The following is a 17,703-nucleotide window of genomic DNA, read 5'->3' on the forward strand; positions in this document are numbered from 1 at the left end:
AAAAATATTATGAAAATCAATAAATTTCAAGAAGTATTTGAAATATAAATGATACATTTGTCAAAATTTGCAAGGGGTAAATAATTATTACAGTTTTATGGGAATGCTTATTTTGATGAATAGTATATTTTTGATGGTAACAGTAGAAACAACCCTATCACTTCTGCTTCTTCTGCTAGTATTTGTTATTATCCTTTTACTGTATAGAAATCAGAAATTAACCCGCGAAAACAATCAGTACAAAAGCAAGCTGGCTGGGGAGCAAATACTGGACGAAACTGTGAAAGAACGCCTTTTCAGCATCGATATCCTTGATAATCTTCCTTTTCCGGTATTTGTCAAAGACATCAATGACGATTATAAATATCTCTATTGGAATAAAGAAGCAGAATTGCGGTCCGGAACCCGGCGGGAAGAAGTTCTGGGACATACGGATTTTGATATTTATGGTGCAGAGAGAGGTTTGAAATATCGTAAAGTCGATGAGCAGTTAGTCAGGAAAGGTGAAAGCTACAAAGCTGAAGAAGACTATGTAACTCCTGACGGTGTCGTGCATAATACGATTGTAAATAAATCTATCATCTCCCACGACAAGAACAGATGGCTTCTGATCGTCCGCTGGGATATTACCCAGATAAAGGATTATGAAAAAGAATTGATCCAGGCTAAAGAAAAACTGGAAGATGCTGCCGATACACAAAACCTGGTATTGAACAGTATAAACTTTGGGTTGATCTATATTGATAAAGAATATAAGGTACAATGGGAATCTACGTCCAATCTACAGGGAAAAGCAAAAGGACGTCGCTATACACCGGGAAAAATCTGCTACGAAACGGTTATGGGCAAAAAAGAACCCTGCGCTCAATGTGCGCTTAGTGAGGCAATCGTAAAAAGGCAGGCTGTTCGTCATGAGTTTTCGGATGGTGAAACCACATTCGAGATCAGTGCGATACCGGTCTTCGACCATTCGGAAACGAACATTCTTGGCGGGTTGATGAAGATTGAAGATATTTCAGACAAGAAGAGAATAGAACATCTGATGTACGAGGTGAAGAAGGCGGACGAAGCGAATCGTTTGAAATCAGCGTTCCTGGCCAATATGAGTCATGAGATACGTACACCGCTGAATGCAATAGTCGGTTTTTCCAATCTACTCATGGAGTCGGATGATCCGGAAGAAAAGCAGGAATTTGCACATATCATATCTACCAATAATGAGCTTCTGCTCCAATTGATAAACGACATTATAGATATGGCAAAGATCGAGTCCGGCTCTTTGGATTATGTATATACGCAGACTGACATAAATGAGCTGATGGAAGAAATCGAAAGCCAGATGAAGCTGAAGAATAAGTCGGAGGAGGTCACTGTTTTGTTTGATCATAAACTTCCTCAATGCGTAATTTATACGGATCGTAACCGTTTGATGCAGGTCATGATCAATTTTCTTACGAATGCGTTGAAGTTTACCTTTAAAGGAACTGTCACCTTCGGATATACATTGGATGAAGCCGGCAAAAAGATTCGTTTTTATGTGAAAGATACCGGTATAGGCATACCGGAAGATAAAAAAGATAAGATTTTCGACCGCTTCGTTAAGTTAAATTCATTCGCACAAGGCACAGGTCTGGGACTTCCTATCTGTGCTATGATAGCCGAGAAGTTCGGAGGAAGTATCGGCGTCGAATCAAAGGAAGGCGAAGGTTCCCTGTTCTGGATGGAAATTCCGGTGCAAAAAACTGAATAAACCTAAAGAAATACAAAGGCTGGGAACTAAAGTGTAGGTTAGTATGTTTTCTTTTTCATACTTTTGCAACCTAAAATAAAAAAACAGCCGATGTCCAAACATTTAATCGTTTTCACAGGTATATTCCTATCTGTCTCTTTTTTATCAGGAAAAGCTCAAAACACAGAGCTATCCGATGCGATCCATAAAGATACTGTTTTTGTAGACGGACAGCAATTGAACGAAAAGCAACTTAAACGCTACTATCGGCAGTTACGAAAAGATTCCATCAGAGCGCATAAAAAAATATGGTGGTCAGTCCTCGGAGGACCGTCTTATACACCTGAAGCATCTTTGGGCGTGGGAGGAGCTGTACTGGCCAGTTTCAGAATGAATAAGAACGATACTCTTTCGCAACGTTCTTTCCTTCCGGCAGGTATCAACCTTTCAATCAATGGCACAGTCGTCGTTGCCGGAGCCGGAACGTTCTTCTTCAATCAAAATAAGTTCCGCATTTATGCCAGCTACGGATACAGGAACGAGCCGGCACATTATTATGGTAAAGGCTACGAAACTATCGAGCATGTGGACAGAAGTGATTCCACCACCCGTTACCATCGAAGTTATTTCCAGCTCTATCCCCGTTTTGTCTGGGAAGTTCGCCCCCACTTTTACCTGGGAGGGTTGTTCGATATAAATTTTACGAATGCCTCAGATATTAATCCGGTAATGGAAAAAGATCCCTATTTCAATCTGTTCAAACGGAAATATCTGAATGTCGGTATCGGCGGACTGATCCAATACGACACCCGTGATGATGTAGCCACACCGACCCATGGTGTATTGCTTAGTGGTAATATAAAAGCTTTTGGCAAGTATCTCGGCGGGGCTTACAATTATGAGATACTGGAACTTGAATACCGTCACTTTGTCAATGTGTTTCGTCCCAGAAGCACATTGGCATGGATCGCCAAGAGTCAGATCGGTATGGGAGATGTCCCCTACTCCGAGTTACCCTCTTTTGGTTCGCCTTTCGACCTGCGCGGATATTATTGGGGAAAATACAGAGATAAATCTATGGCGTATGGGATTATGGAGTACCGCCATATGTTCGGTTCACCGGCAAAATACAAAAGCGGGAACTTTTGGGCTAAATGTGGTTTTGTTGCTTGGATGGGAACAGGAACGATCGGCAATACTCCTTTTGACTGGAATAAATGGAAACTGAATTTCGGTGCCGGACTGCGCGTACAAATGCAACCGGGGAAAAACTTCCGACTGGATATAGGTAAGGAACCGGGACTGGATGGAGTGCAGGTTTATATGAACATGACAGAAGCTTTTTAGCGGAATTGTCAAAACAAGGTACTAGTTTAATTATCTGTTAATTACAGTTTCCTCGTAGTTGCCTGACTAGGAAACTCCAGTTTCCTGCTGAGGGAATTACAGTTTCTTGCTTAAGAAACGGGAGCGATACGGCATAAAAAAACTTCTGCTACCAGCAAAGATAACGGAAGTTTTATTTATATTTCAACCAAACTGGCTAGAATGACAACTTCATCATAAAGCGTATACCTTTCGTTTGGATGCCCGGATGATCGCGATAAGTCAAACGCCATACATAATCGAGACGCAGGAACTTAAAGATATTTTCGATACCGACACCGGCTTCCATATACGGTGTATTTCCTAAAGTGTAGGAACCTTCCGGGAACAGATACAGGTCTTTGCCTCCGTAATAAGGATTATTCTTATCCGTCAGGTTTCCCCACATACCACGGAACGAAAGCACTTCTCTCCATTTCAGTTTCTTAATCAACGGCAGGCGGTTCAGGACAAGTCCGTTCATGAAGTAAGTAACATCCCAGGATGCATATTCATCGCTGATGAACTCCATCGCGTTCATATTAGTATAGGATTCCGGCTGAATCGTATATGATAAGTTTGCGTTGGGCAATATCAATAACGGATAAGGAACCTTGTCCCATACTTTACCGGCTTTACCGATAATATCGATGTATCCGAAAGCCGAGAACCAGAAACGTTTCTGGATACCCACGTCCGTACGGTTATAGGTATAATCGGCACCTAAGACGCCTTTCCGTGCAGTAATATGGTTCAACGTGATTACCGGAGCATCGAAAGTGATCGGATAACGGTAGTTACGGGTCTGATAGAATTTCTCGTTCGGGGCATAACGGAATTTAAATTCCATTTCCGTCATCGAATAAGATTTAATCGGAGATATGCTGCCATCAGCTTCTATTCTGTCGAAAACGGCATAATCTGTCGAGTATTCTTTCTTATTACGAAGAACCACTCCGTAAGCGATTCCGTTGTAATGCTCGCGATAGTAAGTCAGTTCGGCATTTCTCAAATAAGTAGCACGCGTATCTCTCTGACGTTTCCAGGCCAGGAAGATATTATCCTTGTTGGTATACATATACTGCTGTCCCAGCTGGTTGATATCATACAAATATTCGAAGCGAATGGAATTGACAGGAAACTCTTTACGGTATTCTTTCTTATCGTTAAAAGAATATTCTATCAAGCCGTCATATTTGATTTTTCGGTCCGTAGTACCATAAGCGGCATATCCTTCCAGGAACAATCGTTTGCTGAACGCCGTTGTAGTCGTACCTCCGACACGGAAACGGGCTCCTTCAATGGCATTGCCACTGATGAATGTATTGGCCGGACCGATCTCGAACTTGTTTTTAGCAGGATCGGTACTTGTTCCTATGTAGCCGGAAGTCAGGATAGTTACGACCTTTTCTGTCACATAAAAAATAGGAACCGAACGTAGTTTCGCCATTAGTTTCTCAACCGTATTCTGTTTTCGTTTTCCGGCTTCCTCGGGGCGGTTCAGATCCCAGAAATCTTCCGTCTGCTTATAAGCATCCTGCAAGGTGATGACAGGAGCACTTTCTTTGAATATGCCGTCATCCTTAGGAGGAAGGAAAGAGTGATTGCTGTAAATGTTGAGCCTTCGTGCATACATGCCTTTCGACTTCTCGGTCAGTTTGAAGTCTACATTTATATCGTCTTTAGTAATAATACGTGTTCCGTCTTCTGTCTTTTCAAAGGTCTGTTCGATTGTCATTCCACTGACAAAGTTCAGGTTGATGTTTTTGGGAACATTCAGAATCGCTTTCTTTACGAAATAGGTAGAATCGAGCGTCACAAACAAGTGTCCCGTAAAACCAAAGCCTTCGGATACGAAAGGAACGAATCCCAGGTCCACACATTGCTGCCCGTTTACTTCCAGCGTATCGAGCAAGTAATACTTATAGAAATTCGGTCCCATGCTGGACAGCGGACTTACAAAACGTTGCAGGAAGAGAGGAATATCGTTTTTGAAGATATCTACTTCACGGAACACTTCGCCCAGGAACTGCTGCATACCATCACGTGAAAATACTTCATCTACACCGGCCGACTTAGCTCCTAGCACGACTCTTTTCTCTACTTTCGGGTCTTTACGGTAGAAAACACCTTCGACCTTTTCTTTCTCGGACACCGGCAAGATAGTTTTTCCGATATCCAGTGTGTCGATATAGTCGATCAGGAAGTCGAATTTGCTGGCTTTACCATTTTCTTTCTTGGGCTTCGGTTGATAATCGTTCATAGCGAAAACCATCTTCTCGTATTGACTGTAACTGAAGTAATCGTGATTGCGAGGATCATTACTCTCACGTGAATCGATCACATGCTTCACGAAAGCAACGGCCGGATTCTCTTTCTTACTGTATTTTTCTTTTTTAGGCTTGACTATGACTTCTGAAATAGCGTAACTGGAAGGAGCTAAAGCTACTTTAAAGTAGTTCTTCTTTCCTACAGCGACTTTAAACTCTTTCTCTTCGTATCCCAGATAGGATATGGATAAAGTTTTGGCATTAGATGATGTTGTTAATGCAAACTTACCATCATCGTCTGTTGTTGCCCCAATGGTTGTACCCTTCAGTATGACTGAAACATATGGTAACGTTTCTCCCGTGATAGAGTCCGTTACAATTCCGTTTATTATAGTGTTCTGACCCTTTGATGCGATTGCTATCAAAACAAATGTCAGAATAAAAACAATCTTTTTCCCCATTATATATTAACTCCCTCGTTAAACTCCGCAAAATTATAACAGATTCTTTTTTCTGAATGTTCCAAATTGAACCGATTATATTCCAATTGACTACTAAATTCATTAAAAGTCCCCAAAATTGATGTTTTTAGACTGAATTTATACAATCGATAATAAAGTCCTTTCTTGCCTTTACAGAAAGTTCCGGAACTTCGATCAATGTATATCCAGCCTTCTCATAAACATCTTTCATTACATAATACGTATCTACCGCTTCATCAAATGATTGTTTACGTTCTTTATCCGTGTGGTATATACTTTCCCATGGAGGAAGTATGAATACCTGTTCACTATACCTATATTTATCAACGGCCAGTTCTACATACTCCCGGTCGTCCAACTCTATCAGCCGTGCATAAGCCAATGTGTCGGGTATTCCCCTGTCAAAGAACATAGGACCTTCTTCCTTTGCATGGGTAAGATACGAATCGACTGATCGTTCCAGCATTATCTTCGTATACAGCCCTGTATTTTTCCAGGGCAGGGCCTCTCCTCCCTGCTGTTGTTGTTCTTTGATTATGTCTCGTGCAACCTCTTTAATCGTTTTTAATCCATCTCTTTCAAGTGCTTCTATTAGCGATGTTTTACCTGTTCCAGGCCCTCCGGTGATAACATATAAGCCTTTGCTATTCAACATGTTTTGTCATCTTTAAGATTGTTATGGTAAAAGGAAACACAACCCGGAAGAAAAGCTATTGTACCGGATTTGTACAGGCAAATATACTGGATTATTTCTTTATATCTATCAAATCTCTCTTAAATTTAACAATTCACTTTTGTTTTCTCCTGTCAATCTTTCTACCTTTGTCCGCGAAAGGGGGTGCCATACTGTAAACGGGCTGAGATTATACCCTGTGAACCTGATGCGGGTAATGCCGCCGTAGGAAAGACAGACAAGGCTTATCCCTCCTTTGGTATGTAAAAAATGAAAACAGATACGACGTATCGCTATCCGGTAGCACTTACAATCGCGGGTTCCGACAGTGGTGGCGGAGCCGGTATACAAGCAGATATTAAAACATTCTCCGCCATCGGCGTTTACGGAGCTTCCGTCATAACTTCGGTCACGGCACAGAATACCCAGGGTGTCAGAGGTATCCAGGCCATTTCTCCTGAGATACTGAAAGGACAACTCGATGCTGTCTTTGAAGATATCACAATCGATGCCGTAAAGATAGGCATGGTGCATAATAAGGCTGCGGCTGAAATTATCGTCGAAACAATCGACAGGTTTTCTCCTGCCTACATTATATTGGATCCGGTTATGATCTCTACCAGCGGGAATAAGTTATTGCAGGATGATGCTATCGAAGTCATTGTCCGGGAATTGTTTCGCCGGAGCACTCTGGTTACTCCCAATGTGGATGAAGCGGAATACCTGTCCGGCTTAAAGATATCCTCTGAAAAAGATATGGACCTGGCTGCCGGAAAGTTATTGTCTTTGGGTTGTAAGGCGGTTTTAATGAAAGGCGGACACTTGAAAACCAAAGATATGACCGATATATTATATATGTCGGGAATGTCTCCTGTCCGCTTGTCGGTTGAAACAATCGAAACGTTCAACGGTCACGGAACCGGTTGCACATTATCATCAGCTATTGCCGCTTACCTGGCTTTAGGAATGGAACTGTCCGATGCGGTCGGTTCTGCCAAAAAATATATCACACAAGCCATACAGAACGGAAAAGATGTCAGAACAGGACATGGGCATGGTCCGTTGAATCATTTTTTCGCTCCGGTTCCTTTATATAAAATAGAAATAAAGAAGTCATGAAGCTGATAGTCATTACAACTCCTTATTTCTTTGAAGGCGAAGGTGAGATCCTGACGGCTTTGTTTCAGGCAGGAATGGAAAAGCTACATATACGTAAGCCGCAAAGTCGTAAAGAAGAATTACGCTCGCTGCTAGATGCTGTTCCGGCAGAATATCATTCCCGTATTGTCATACACGATCATTTTGAGCTGGCAGCAGAATATGCTCTTGCCGGTATTCATCTGAACAGCAGAAATCAGAACATACCCGAAGGTTTCCAGGGAAGTATCAGCCGCTCCTGCCATTCTTTACAGGAAGTGAGGGAAAACCGACAACTGGATTATGTATTTCTCAGCCCGGTCTTTGAAAGCATATCCAAGGAAGGATATGGAAGCGGCTTCTCTTTATCGACCTTGCAGGCAGCTGCATCCTGTCGGATAATAAATGAAAAAGTAATCGCCTTAGGCGGTATCAGTGAAGAAACAATCCCCGCAATACGACACATTGGCTTTGGCGGCGTAGCCGTCTTGGGTGCGTTGTGGGGAACGGCTCCGGGTATATCGCAAAAGGACAGAATCATCCATCAATATAAAACATTACAATTATGATTGACTTAAGAGGTTTTAACCGGTCTCAATATGCAGCTTTTTACGAAGATGAGCTTCCCCTCATGTTTATTACCCATCGTACGGAAAAGTACACCGAAGAAGAGCAGACCAAAATGGCTCTAAAAGGCGGATGTACCTGGATCCAGTTACGGATGAAAGAGAATCTGAACTTGGAGACAGCCAAAAGGATCGTAAAGATGGTCGGATTCAGTAATCGGGTGTGCATAGACGACGATCTGGAAATTGCCATTAAAAGCGGGGCCTTCACTGTACATTTAGGAAAGAATGATATGCCGGTCAGTGAAGCGTGGAGAATCATTTTCGAACGATATTACGACGACCTTTTCCTGGTAGGCGCTACCGCCAATACCTTTGAGGATATTATGGAAGCAAACAGGCAAGGTGCTTCTTATGTCGGTCTCGGTCCGTATCGTTTTACGGAAACGAAAAAGAATCTGAGTCCGATACTCGGTCTCGAAGGATACGAAAGAATCATGGAGCAATGCCGGGAAGCAGGATTAAAAATTCCTATATTTGCGATCGGAGGAATCCGGTACGAGGATATCGATCCTTTGATGGAGACCGGAATTACAGGGATTGCCGTGTCGTCGGCCATTACCCAGGCTCCTGATCCTGTTAAAGAGATGAAACGTTTCTGTTCAAGAATAAAATATTATGTCAAACAAAGAGGTCACTTTGATTAAAATATAATACAATATAACAATGGCAAACAAGAAAAATACGATGCGTATAACCTATCCGTCGTCGGAGAAGATTTATATTCCGGGAGAGATCAACAAGATCAAGGTAGGAATGCGCAAGATCAAACTGCTGGATACTGTTACGGTGGATGAAAACGGGGAAAAGGTTTTCAAGAAAAATAATCCGGTAATTGTCTATGATACAAGCGGACCTTTCTCTGATCCGAAGATAAACATTGATATTGCAGCCGGTATCCCGCGTATCCGCGAAGAATGGTGCAGCAAACGCAAAGACATCGAGCAGTTGAGCGAACTTACTTCGGAATACGGCCGTGCCCGGCTGGAAGATAAAAGCCTGGACACTATCCGTTTCCCGAAACGCCACCTGCCCTATCGTGCAAAAGAAGGCAAGAACATCACTCAGATGTATTATGCCAAACGCCGTATCATTACACCTGAAATGGAATATGTTGCCATACGCGAAAACCAGCAGATCGAGGCTTTGGGATTGAAATCGTACATTACACCGGATTTTGTCCGTAAGGAAATAGCTGCCGGACGTGCGATCATACCTTCCAACATCAACCATCCGGAAGCCGAACCGATGATCATCGGAAAGAAATTTCTGGTAAAGATCAACACGAATATCGGCAACTCCGCCCTTTCTTCCGGCATCAGCGAAGAGATCGAGAAAGCAGTATGGAGTTGTAAATGGGGAGGCGATACATTGATGGACCTTTCTACAGGCGACAATATCCACGAAACGCGCGAATGGATCATCCGCAACTGCCCTGTTCCGATGGGGACTGTTCCTATCTACCAGGCTTTGGAGAAGGTGAACGGAGACGTGGAAGCATTAAACTGGGATATCTATCGCGACACTTTGATTGAACAGGCCGAACAAGGGGTCGACTATTTTACGATCCACGCCGGTCTGCTGAAAAGTCATATCGATCTGACCGCAACGCGCCTGTCCGGTATCGTATCACGTGGAGGTTCCATTATGGCGAAATGGATGCAGTTGCATAACGAAGAAAATTTCCTTTATACACATTTTGCGGAGATATGCGATATTCTGAGCCGGTACGACGTAGCTGTTTCCATCGGTGACGGACTTCGTCCGGGTTCTATCTATGATGCGAACGATGCCGCCCAGTTTGCCGAACTGCATGCTATGGGCGATCTGACGAAAATTGCCTGGGAGAAATTCGTTCAGGTGATTATCGAAGGTCCGGGACATGTTCCTATGAACAAGATACATGAAAATATGAAGGAACAGCAATATGCCTGCCACGGTGCACCGTTTTATACATTAGGCCCGTTGACAACGGATATAGCTCCCGGTTACGATCATATCACTTCAGCTATCGGTGCTGCACAGATAGCCTGGCACGGTACTGCCATGATCTGTTATGTAACTCCGAAAGAGCATTTGGGATTACCTAATAAGGAAGATGTACGTAACGGTGTGGTCGCTTATAAGATTGCCGCTCACGCAGCCGATCTGGCCAAAGGTCATCCGGGTGCCCAAGTACGTGACAATGCATTAAGTAAAGCTCGCTTCGATTTCCGTTGGAAAGACCAGTTCAACTTGTCTCTCGATCCGGAACGTGCTTTGCAATATTATAAGGAGAGTGCTGTCACTGACGGTGAATACTGTACGATGTGCGGTCCGAACTTCTGCGCAATGCGTCTGAGCAAGGACTTACACAAAGAATGTAAAGATTGATTTTTAGCGGGCGGTTGTAAGGGCCGCCCCTATTAAACGCTCTGCCAGCTCATACCCTTCATTATATAACGCTTCCAGCTTTTCCGGATTACTTTCCGTCCGGCCTACTTCCATTTTATTTTCGGGACGGATCACGAATGCTTTACCTTCTGCCTCCAGCCGGTCGATATAATCGAGTACTTCATTATACCGTTTATATCTCAATTTGAGCTGCTCCCGTATAGCCGGATACTGTTTATAGATGAATCCCGGCAGATAGAAATTCTTATCTTCTTTCCGGTATCCTTTGTTTCGCGTGAGAATAATTACATTCTTTTTGAAACCGTCGTCAATAGCACGCTGGATAGGAATCGCATCACAAACACCGCCGTCCACCATCGGAATCCCGTCGACATGGGCAACCGGACAAAGGACAGGTAACGTACAGGAGGCACAACAAATATCCACCAACCTGTTTTTATCCTTCTTCTCTTCAAAATATTCCGCTTTTCCCGTCAGGCAGTTGCTTGTGACCATTACGAAACGGTCCTTCGACTTGAAGTAGGTATCATAATCGAGCGGGTAATATTTCTCCGGATAGATGTAGAACAGATATTTCATATCGATATATCCCCTGCCGCGCAGAAAATGCCGCAGACCGATATAATTATATTCTTTCAATAAATCTATGTTACTGTATTTTGAGCGTCCTCGTTGCCGGGAAGCATATGAAATGCCATTGCTTGCTCCTGCCGATACCCCGATCGTATAGGGAAACCAGATATTGTGATCCATAAAGTAATCCAATACTCCAACCGTAAAAATGGCGCGCATCCCTCCGCCTTCTAAAACAAGTCCTGTCTGATTGTCTATTTCCATAATAAGTAAAATTAAAAGACCATTGCCTGGCTCACACCGGACAATGGCCACAAAAATATAATAAATCAGCGATAAAAAATAGTCTGTTTATAGAATAACTTCGTTCACTAGTGGACGATTTTGCCTGAAATCTTCGATATTCTGCAAAGTCGTTTCTGCAATATTATGCATTGCCTCCTTAGTAAAGAAAGCCTGATGTGAAGTTACGATCACGTTATTGAAAGATAATAACCGTGCCAGCACATCATCGTCGATGATCTTGTCGGATTTATCCTCATAGAAGTAATCACCTTCTTCCTCATATACGTCCAGTCCGGCTGCCGATATCTTCTTTTCCTTCAATCCCTCGATCAGGGCATTGGTATGGATCAACTGTCCGCGGCCGGTATTGATGATCATTACGCCGTCTTTCATTTTGTCGATCGAATCTTCGTTAATGATATAACGGGTTTGATCCGTCAACGGACAGTGAAGCGATATGATATCCGATTCACGATATAGTTCGTCCAAAGTTGTATAAGTAATGCCTTCTTCTTCCGCAAATTTGTGATCGGGATAAAGATCATAAGCAAGAATGCGCATGCCCAGCCCTTTCAATATTTTGATCAGTATCTTGGCAATCTTTCCGGTACCGATGATACCGACAGTCTTTCCATGCATATCAAATCCCATCAACCCGTTCAAAGAAAAATTGCCATCACGTGTACGCCAGTAAGCACGGTGTATTTTCCTATTCAACGACAGCATCAGCGCCAATGAATACTCGGCTACGGCATAAGGAGAATAAGCCGGAACACGGACAACCGGCAGTTTGCCTTTGGCTGCTGCAAGGTCTACGTTATTGAAACCGGCACAGCGCAAAGCCAGCAGCTTAACGCCATTCTCAGCCATGGCATCGATAACAGTCGCATCAGCAGTATCGTTTACGAAGATGCAAACAGCATCGGCATCTTTCGTCAGGACAACATTATTAGGATTTAGATGTCCTTTATAATACCTGATATCGTAATTATATTTCTCATTTACTTGATCAAAGGAAACTATATCGTAAGGTTTAGCTCCAAAAAATGCAATCTTGTATGTCATATTCTATTATTTGTTTCTAATAGAACAGAATAAAGATATGAAATGTTGAGAATACCAATAGATTAATACAAATCCTGCAAGTGTTATCCAAAGTCTATAATAACTCTTGTTCCTTTATCTATTTCGGAATGTATATTCACTTTGGCTCCGTAAGAATTTAAAATGCGTAGTGATAAACTAAGTCCGATGCCATGCCCGGCAAACTCACGTGTATTACTGGCACGATAGAACGGTTGATGGACACGCTTCAGCTCTTCAGTCGGGATACCTATGCCGGAATCTTGAATCTCAAGGACAGAACCTTTCAGACGCATTTCGACAGGCTTCTCTCCTGAGTATTTACAAGCATTGTTCAGGATATTACCGATGGCGATCTTTAGCAGGTGAGGATTCGCTTCCAGACAATAGGCAAAGGTATCGGTTGTAAAACGGATACGGTTACCGACAAACTGCATCAGAAAATCAGCCAGCATAATGTTTTCAGTGGCATTCTTCAATATCTCTTTATCGCCGTGCGACAGGAAGAGAAGATGCTTCATTAACTGGATGATACGTTTCGTCTCGGAGGCAATACGCTGTAATGCAGCCTGATATTCGGCAGGGGTTCGTTCTTTCAACAGACTTATTTCGCATTCACCTTGTATGGCAGTAAGCGGATTGTTCAGTTCATGAGAAGCATTGCTGATAAAAGCTTTCTCGCTTTGGTAAGCAGCATCGATACGATCGACCATACGGATCGCATACAGTTTCCCGACAAAGTAGATCAAGACGGCACTTATAATGATCAGGGCAAGCAATAACCAGCCGATACGTTGCTGGATATCCCCTCCGTACTGGTTGTTCGAGATAACAAGGACGATGAAATTTCCCTCATTGTCCGGATAATAAAGGGCAGCTCCTACTTTCTCCTTTTCATGGAAAGTGATCACATTACCATTATATAATTGTCCGATCTCTTTCTCCGTCATATAACGGATCAATGTCGTATGCGTCTCCGAAATACTGTCCGCGTTCAGTAATATTTCGGTAGCAACAGGCAACGTCTCTTCATACCGTTTTTGTATGCGGGCGTAACTTTCCTCGTCCACTTCGTCTTTTTCCCAATGCTTCTCGGCAGTGGCATAGGCTTTTTCCGTCAGATAAGAATAATACAGACGGCTGATATAACTAGTCGCAATAAAATAGAAGAGGATCGTGACGAAAGCAATGATGCCGACTGTCATTGCCGTATAAAAGAAAGCTATCTTATTCCCTGTTTTCATGCTTCCATCATATAGCCGATACCCACCACGGTACGGATCAGTTTATGATCAAAATCCTTGTCTATCTTGGCGCGAAGGTAATTGACATAGACATCGACAACATTGGTATTCGTGTCGAAATCCTTGTCCCATACATGTTTCAGAAGCGTCAGGCGATTGAGGGCTGTACCCTGATTGAGTATAAAGTATTCCAGCAGGCGATATTCCTTGACGGTCAGGTCGATGACAGCATCTCCCCGGAATGCCCGGTGGCTGGTCGGATCGAGAGTCAGATCACCACATCGCAAAGAGCCTGACGTAACCTCTGTTCCCGACCGCCGCAAAAGAGCCTTTATGCGGGCTTCCAATTCCTGGAAACTGAAAGGTTTAACCAGGTAATCGTCGGCACCGGCATCGAGACCGTTCACTATATCCTCCGTTGTTCCCAAAGCGGTCAGCATAATTACCGGCGACTGGAAACCATAGAGTTGGCGGTACTGACGGCATAGCTGTAAGCCATTCATCTTAGGCATGATAATATCGAGGATCAGCAGTTGGAAGTTTTCTTTCTGCAATAACTCCCAACCTGCCATACCGTCATAAGCAACACATACTTCATGACCGAATTCCTGCAATCCCCTCTCAATGAAAGAGGCTATATTTACTTCATCTTCTACTAATAATATTTTTGCCATCTGATTGCTTGTTTACATGGAAACACAAATATACGACAAATTTACAACCTCCGTTGTATCAGTTTTCCATCTTTGTCATAAAGCATCCGGCGATAGAATGCTTCGACCATCAGCGGGAAGACGAAGAGAGTGAAGAAAGTGGCTCCTATCAGACCGCCGATGATAACGATGGCTAACGGACGCTGGCTTTCCGAACCTATACCATGGCTGAGTGCTGCCGGCATCAGACCGATAGCAGCCATCGATGCAGTCATAAGCACCGACCGTACACGCGATTTCACACTCAACTTGACAGCATCCGACAAAGGCTCCCGTGCTTTCAGATTCCCTTTAATATCCGATATCATAATAACTCCATTCTGGATACAGATCCCGAAAAGGGCAATGAAACCGATACCCGCCGAGATCGAGAAGTTAAAACGGGTGATCAGAAGTGCCAGGATACCCCCTACTGCAGCATAAGGTACATTCAATAATACCAAACCTGCATCCCGCGCATTCCCGAACAGCACGAACAGGATAACGAATATGATAGCAATGCTGACAGGCACAACCTGTGCCAATCGCTTCGTTGCACGCTGCTGGTTTTCAAAATCGCCTGTCCATTTCAACGTATAACCCTCCGGCAGCTTCACTTGTTTGCTCACTTTCTCCTGGGCTTCAGCCACTGCCGTACCCATATCCCGTCCGCGGACAGAAAATTTCACGGCACAGAAACGGGCATGATTATCACGATAAATGATGAGTGGTCCGGTTATTGTAGTAATGTCGGCCAGCTCCTTGATGGGAACCATCGTCCCGTCTCGGGCCGGAACCAGTATCTTCCCAATCTCATCTTCACTCCGGCGGAAATCCGATTCATAGCGGACCATAATGTTGAATTTCCGTTCATCTTCGTACAGCAGAGAAGCACTCTTACCTCCTATCGCCATTTCAATGATCGACTGTACATCTTCCTTTGCTACACCGTAACGAGCCAGACGCGATTCATCGAGCTCGATCCGCAGTTCCGGCTGACCGATATTACGGATCACGCCCAGGTCTTCAATTCCATCGACGGTCTCCAACACCTTGTATACCTCCACGGCTTTTTTCTCGGACTCATATAAATCCTTCCCGAAAACCTTTACGGCAATAGATCCCTTAACTCCACTGGCAGCTTCCTCCACATTGTCTGTGATCGGCTGTGAGAAGTTGAAATCGACTCCCGGATAGATAGCCAGGTTTTCTTCCATCTTTTCAATCAAACCGGCTTTGGTCAGCTTACTTTCCCATTTCTTCTCAGGATAGATATCCACGTGAAATTCAATGTTATAGAAACCGGTAGCATCCGTTCCGTCATTCGGGCGGCCTGTCTGCGAAAGTACCTGACGCACTTCCGGATAAGATGCCAGTTCACGGCGCATTTGGTTGGCGAGCTTGACAGATTCATCCAGGGAAATACTCTGCGGCAAGGTCGCACGGATATAAATGGAACCTTCATTCAACTGAGGAAGAAATTCCGTACCCAGCAACGTGAAACACCACAAACCGGCAGCAGCTGCCAAAGTAGCCAGACCGATCGTTGTTTTCTTGTGGGCATGGCAACGGTCAAATATAGAAACGGAAGTCCGGTTCACCCATGCCAGGAAAGGATTATGCTTTTCACGCACATTCTTCTTCAGCAGCATGGACGAAAGTACCGGTACCAATGTCAATGTAAATATCAGGGCACCCAACAAAGCAAATCCCAGGGTATAAGCCAACGGGCTGAACATCTTCCCTTCCACTTTCTGGAATGCGAAGATCGGAACCAGTGCAGTGATAATGATCAGTTTGGAAAAGAATACCGCCTTGGCACGGTCTTTTGCCGTATGACGGATCAGTCCCATCTTACTCATCACATTAAAAGCAGGCATCCCTACTTCCCGCGCCTTCTTGTCGAGAGCGACAAAAAGACCTTCCACCATCACCACGGCACCGTCGATAATGATACCGAAGTCGATCGCTCCCATCGAAAGCAGGTTGGCACTCATCCCCATTGCCCGGAGACAGATAAAGGCAAAGAGCAGCGCCAACGGGATAATAATGGATACAATCACCGTTGTACGCCAGTCTGCCATAAAAATCAACACAATGAAAGTTACCAGCAAAATACCTTCTATCAGGTTATGCGTCACCGTATTCACAGCCAGGTCGACCAGATCCTCCCGGTCGTAGAACGAAACGATACGGACATCTTCCGGCAATGCGTTCTCCTGTATGTCCGCTATCTTATCTTTCAAGGCAGCTATTACTTCGCCCGGATTTTCTCCTTTCCGCATAACGACAATGCCCTGTACGACATCATCTTCATCCATCCTGCCCACCTGCCCCAGGCGAGGGAGGCTCGATTCATGTACACTTGCCAGATGTTTTACCAGGATCGGCGTACCATTGATGTTCTTGACTACGATATTCTCGATCTCTTTCGTATCGTTGATCAACCCGATACCGCGTACCACATAAGCCTGCGAACTTTTAGTGATCACATCGCCGCCCACATTAATATTACTCTTGGCTATGGCATCAAAAAGCTCAAGCGATGTCACATTATAATTAATGAGCTGGTTCGGATTGACACTCACTTCAAAAGTCTTTACTTCACCACCGAAACTCACGATATCCGCCACTCCCGGAACGGCACGCAGTTTACGTTCGATCACCCAGTCCTGGAAGGTCTTCAGCTCCCGGACGGAACGTTTGTCGCTTCGTAGCGTATAACGGAAAATCTCTCCCGTCGGTCCGTACTGAGGTTGAACCTCCGGTGTAACACCCTCGGGTAAGTCTGCATCATTCAATAGGTTATAGACTTGCTGACGGGCATAGAAATCGTCGGCATCATCATCAAACATCACATTGATCACCGAAAGCCCGAACAGGGTCGTACTGCGGATATCCGTCTTCTTCTGTACCGGATTCATAGCTATCTCGATGGGGATAGTGATGAATTTCTCTATCTCTTCCGCACTACGTCCCGGCCATTGGGTTATGATCGTTACCTTCGTGTTGGTAACATCGGGGAAGGCATCGACAGGGGTATGAACAAAGCTGACGGCACCGGCGATAATGGCTATGACGGTGCAGAAGAAGATAAAGAATTTGTTTTTCAGCGAGAAGGCTATTATATAGTCTATAAACTTATGCATA

13 protein-coding genes are annotated in these 17,703 nt (G+C 44.0%); 6 read left to right on the top strand and 7 right to left on the bottom strand.

Annotation, left to right across the window (positions count from 1 at the left end):
* Positions 1-115: 115 nt before the first annotated feature.
* Both P3L47_RS17015 and P3L47_RS17020 read left to right on the top strand, forming a co-directional pair.
* A complete protein-coding gene (locus tag P3L47_RS17015; protein ID WP_277781534.1) occupies positions 116-1,750 on the top strand; it encodes a PAS domain-containing sensor histidine kinase in 1,635 nt (544 codons plus the stop codon).
* Positions 1,751-1,840: 90 nt separating this feature from the next.
* Positions 1,841-3,076 (top strand): BamA/TamA family outer membrane protein, encoded by a 1,236-nt coding sequence (locus tag P3L47_RS17020; protein ID WP_277781535.1) that lies wholly within the window; start codon positions 1,841-1,843, stop codon positions 3,074-3,076.
* A 196-nt stretch (positions 3,077-3,272) separates the two neighbouring features.
* Here the strand turns inward: P3L47_RS17020 and P3L47_RS17025 are convergent, their stop codons facing one another.
* Both P3L47_RS17025 and P3L47_RS17030 read right to left on the bottom strand, forming a co-directional pair.
* On the bottom strand, positions 3,273-5,825 hold the full coding sequence (locus P3L47_RS17025) for a DUF5686 and carboxypeptidase-like regulatory domain-containing protein (RefSeq protein WP_277781536.1): 2,553 nt from the start codon (positions 5,823-5,825) through the stop codon (positions 3,273-3,275).
* Positions 5,826-5,952: 127 nt separating this feature from the next.
* Complete coding sequence (locus P3L47_RS17030) at positions 5,953-6,501, bottom strand: AAA family ATPase (protein ID WP_122359964.1); 549 nt, start codon at positions 6,499-6,501, stop codon at positions 5,953-5,955.
* 288 nt (positions 6,502-6,789) lie between these two features.
* Here P3L47_RS17030 and thiD point away from each other — a divergent pair, with 288 nt between their 5' ends.
* From thiD to thiC, 4 genes are all read left to right on the top strand, one after another.
* A complete protein-coding gene (gene thiD / locus P3L47_RS17035; RefSeq protein WP_122359965.1) occupies positions 6,790-7,638 on the top strand; it encodes a bifunctional hydroxymethylpyrimidine kinase/phosphomethylpyrimidine kinase in 849 nt (282 codons plus the stop codon).
* Positions 7,635-8,225, top strand: a complete 591-nt coding sequence (locus tag P3L47_RS17040; RefSeq protein WP_277781537.1) for a thiamine phosphate synthase — start codon at positions 7,635-7,637, stop codon at positions 8,223-8,225. The genes thiD and P3L47_RS17040 overlap by 4 nt, the downstream gene beginning before the upstream one ends.
* Positions 8,226-8,287: 62 nt before the next feature.
* The gene (locus tag P3L47_RS17045; RefSeq protein ID WP_277783715.1) at positions 8,288-8,929 is read left to right on the top strand and encodes a thiamine phosphate synthase; all 642 of its coding nucleotides are present in this window, start codon (positions 8,288-8,290) and stop codon (positions 8,927-8,929) included.
* A 19-nt stretch (positions 8,930-8,948) separates the two neighbouring features.
* On the top strand, positions 8,949-10,655 hold the full coding sequence (thiC, locus tag P3L47_RS17050) for a phosphomethylpyrimidine synthase ThiC (RefSeq protein ID WP_277781538.1): 1,707 nt from the start codon (positions 8,949-8,951) through the stop codon (positions 10,653-10,655).
* Positions 10,656-10,658: 3 nt separating this feature from the next.
* On the opposite strand, the gene P3L47_RS17055 is transcribed toward thiC, so the two are convergent.
* The 5 genes from P3L47_RS17055 to P3L47_RS17075 all read right to left on the bottom strand — a co-directional run bounded on the left by P3L47_RS17055 (position 10,659) and on the right by P3L47_RS17075 (position 17,702).
* On the bottom strand, positions 10,659-11,513 hold the full coding sequence (locus P3L47_RS17055; RefSeq protein WP_277781539.1) for a patatin-like phospholipase family protein: 855 nt from the start codon (positions 11,511-11,513) through the stop codon (positions 10,659-10,661).
* 87 nt (positions 11,514-11,600) lie between these two features.
* Entirely contained in the window at positions 11,601-12,599 is a 999-nt protein-coding gene (locus tag P3L47_RS17060; RefSeq protein ID WP_277781540.1) for a 2-hydroxyacid dehydrogenase, read from the bottom strand.
* Positions 12,600-12,682: 83 nt separating this feature from the next.
* Positions 12,683-13,861, bottom strand: coding sequence for a sensor histidine kinase (locus tag P3L47_RS17065; RefSeq protein WP_122359971.1), 1,179 nt, complete (start codon positions 13,859-13,861; stop codon positions 12,683-12,685).
* On the bottom strand, positions 13,858-14,535 hold the full coding sequence (locus P3L47_RS17070; RefSeq protein ID WP_277781541.1) for a response regulator transcription factor: 678 nt from the start codon (positions 14,533-14,535) through the stop codon (positions 13,858-13,860). Before P3L47_RS17070 ends, P3L47_RS17065 begins: the two co-directional genes overlap by 4 nt.
* 41 nt (positions 14,536-14,576) lie before the next feature.
* A complete protein-coding gene (locus P3L47_RS17075; RefSeq protein ID WP_277781542.1) occupies positions 14,577-17,702 on the bottom strand; it encodes an efflux RND transporter permease subunit in 3,126 nt (1,041 codons plus the stop codon).
* Position 17,703 lies beyond the last annotated feature (1 nt).

This window comes from Parabacteroides chongii, assembly GCF_029581355.1.
Taxonomy (GTDB): Bacteria; Bacteroidota; Bacteroidia; order Bacteroidales; family Tannerellaceae; genus Parabacteroides; species Parabacteroides chongii.

Coding starts and splice junctions, on each gene's coding strand:
- P3L47_RS17045 (WP_277783715.1), top strand. CDS start 8,288: ATGTTTATTACCCATCGTACGGAAAAGTACACCGAAGAAGAGCAGACC.
- P3L47_RS17075 (WP_277781542.1), bottom strand. CDS start 17,702: ATGCATAAGTTTATAGACTATATAATAGCCTTCTCGCTGAAAAACAAA.
- P3L47_RS17055 (WP_277781539.1), bottom strand. CDS start 11,513: ATGGAAATAGACAATCAGACAGGACTTGTTTTAGAAGGCGGAGGGATG.
- thiD (WP_122359965.1), top strand. CDS start 6,790: ATGAAAACAGATACGACGTATCGCTATCCGGTAGCACTTACAATCGCG.
- P3L47_RS17020 (WP_277781535.1), top strand. CDS start 1,841: ATGTCCAAACATTTAATCGTTTTCACAGGTATATTCCTATCTGTCTCT.
- P3L47_RS17040 (WP_277781537.1), top strand. CDS start 7,635: ATGAAGCTGATAGTCATTACAACTCCTTATTTCTTTGAAGGCGAAGGT.
- P3L47_RS17030 (WP_122359964.1), bottom strand. CDS start 6,501: ATGTTGAATAGCAAAGGCTTATATGTTATCACCGGAGGGCCTGGAACA.
- P3L47_RS17025 (WP_277781536.1), bottom strand. CDS start 5,825: ATGGGGAAAAAGATTGTTTTTATTCTGACATTTGTTTTGATAGCAATC.
- P3L47_RS17060 (WP_277781540.1), bottom strand. CDS start 12,599: ATGACATACAAGATTGCATTTTTTGGAGCTAAACCTTACGATATAGTT.
- P3L47_RS17065 (WP_122359971.1), bottom strand. CDS start 13,861: ATGAAAACAGGGAATAAGATAGCTTTCTTTTATACGGCAATGACAGTC.
- P3L47_RS17070 (WP_277781541.1), bottom strand. CDS start 14,535: ATGGCAAAAATATTATTAGTAGAAGATGAAGTAAATATAGCCTCTTTC.
- thiC (WP_277781538.1), top strand. CDS start 8,949: ATGGCAAACAAGAAAAATACGATGCGTATAACCTATCCGTCGTCGGAG.
- P3L47_RS17015 (WP_277781534.1), top strand. CDS start 116: ATGAATAGTATATTTTTGATGGTAACAGTAGAAACAACCCTATCACTT.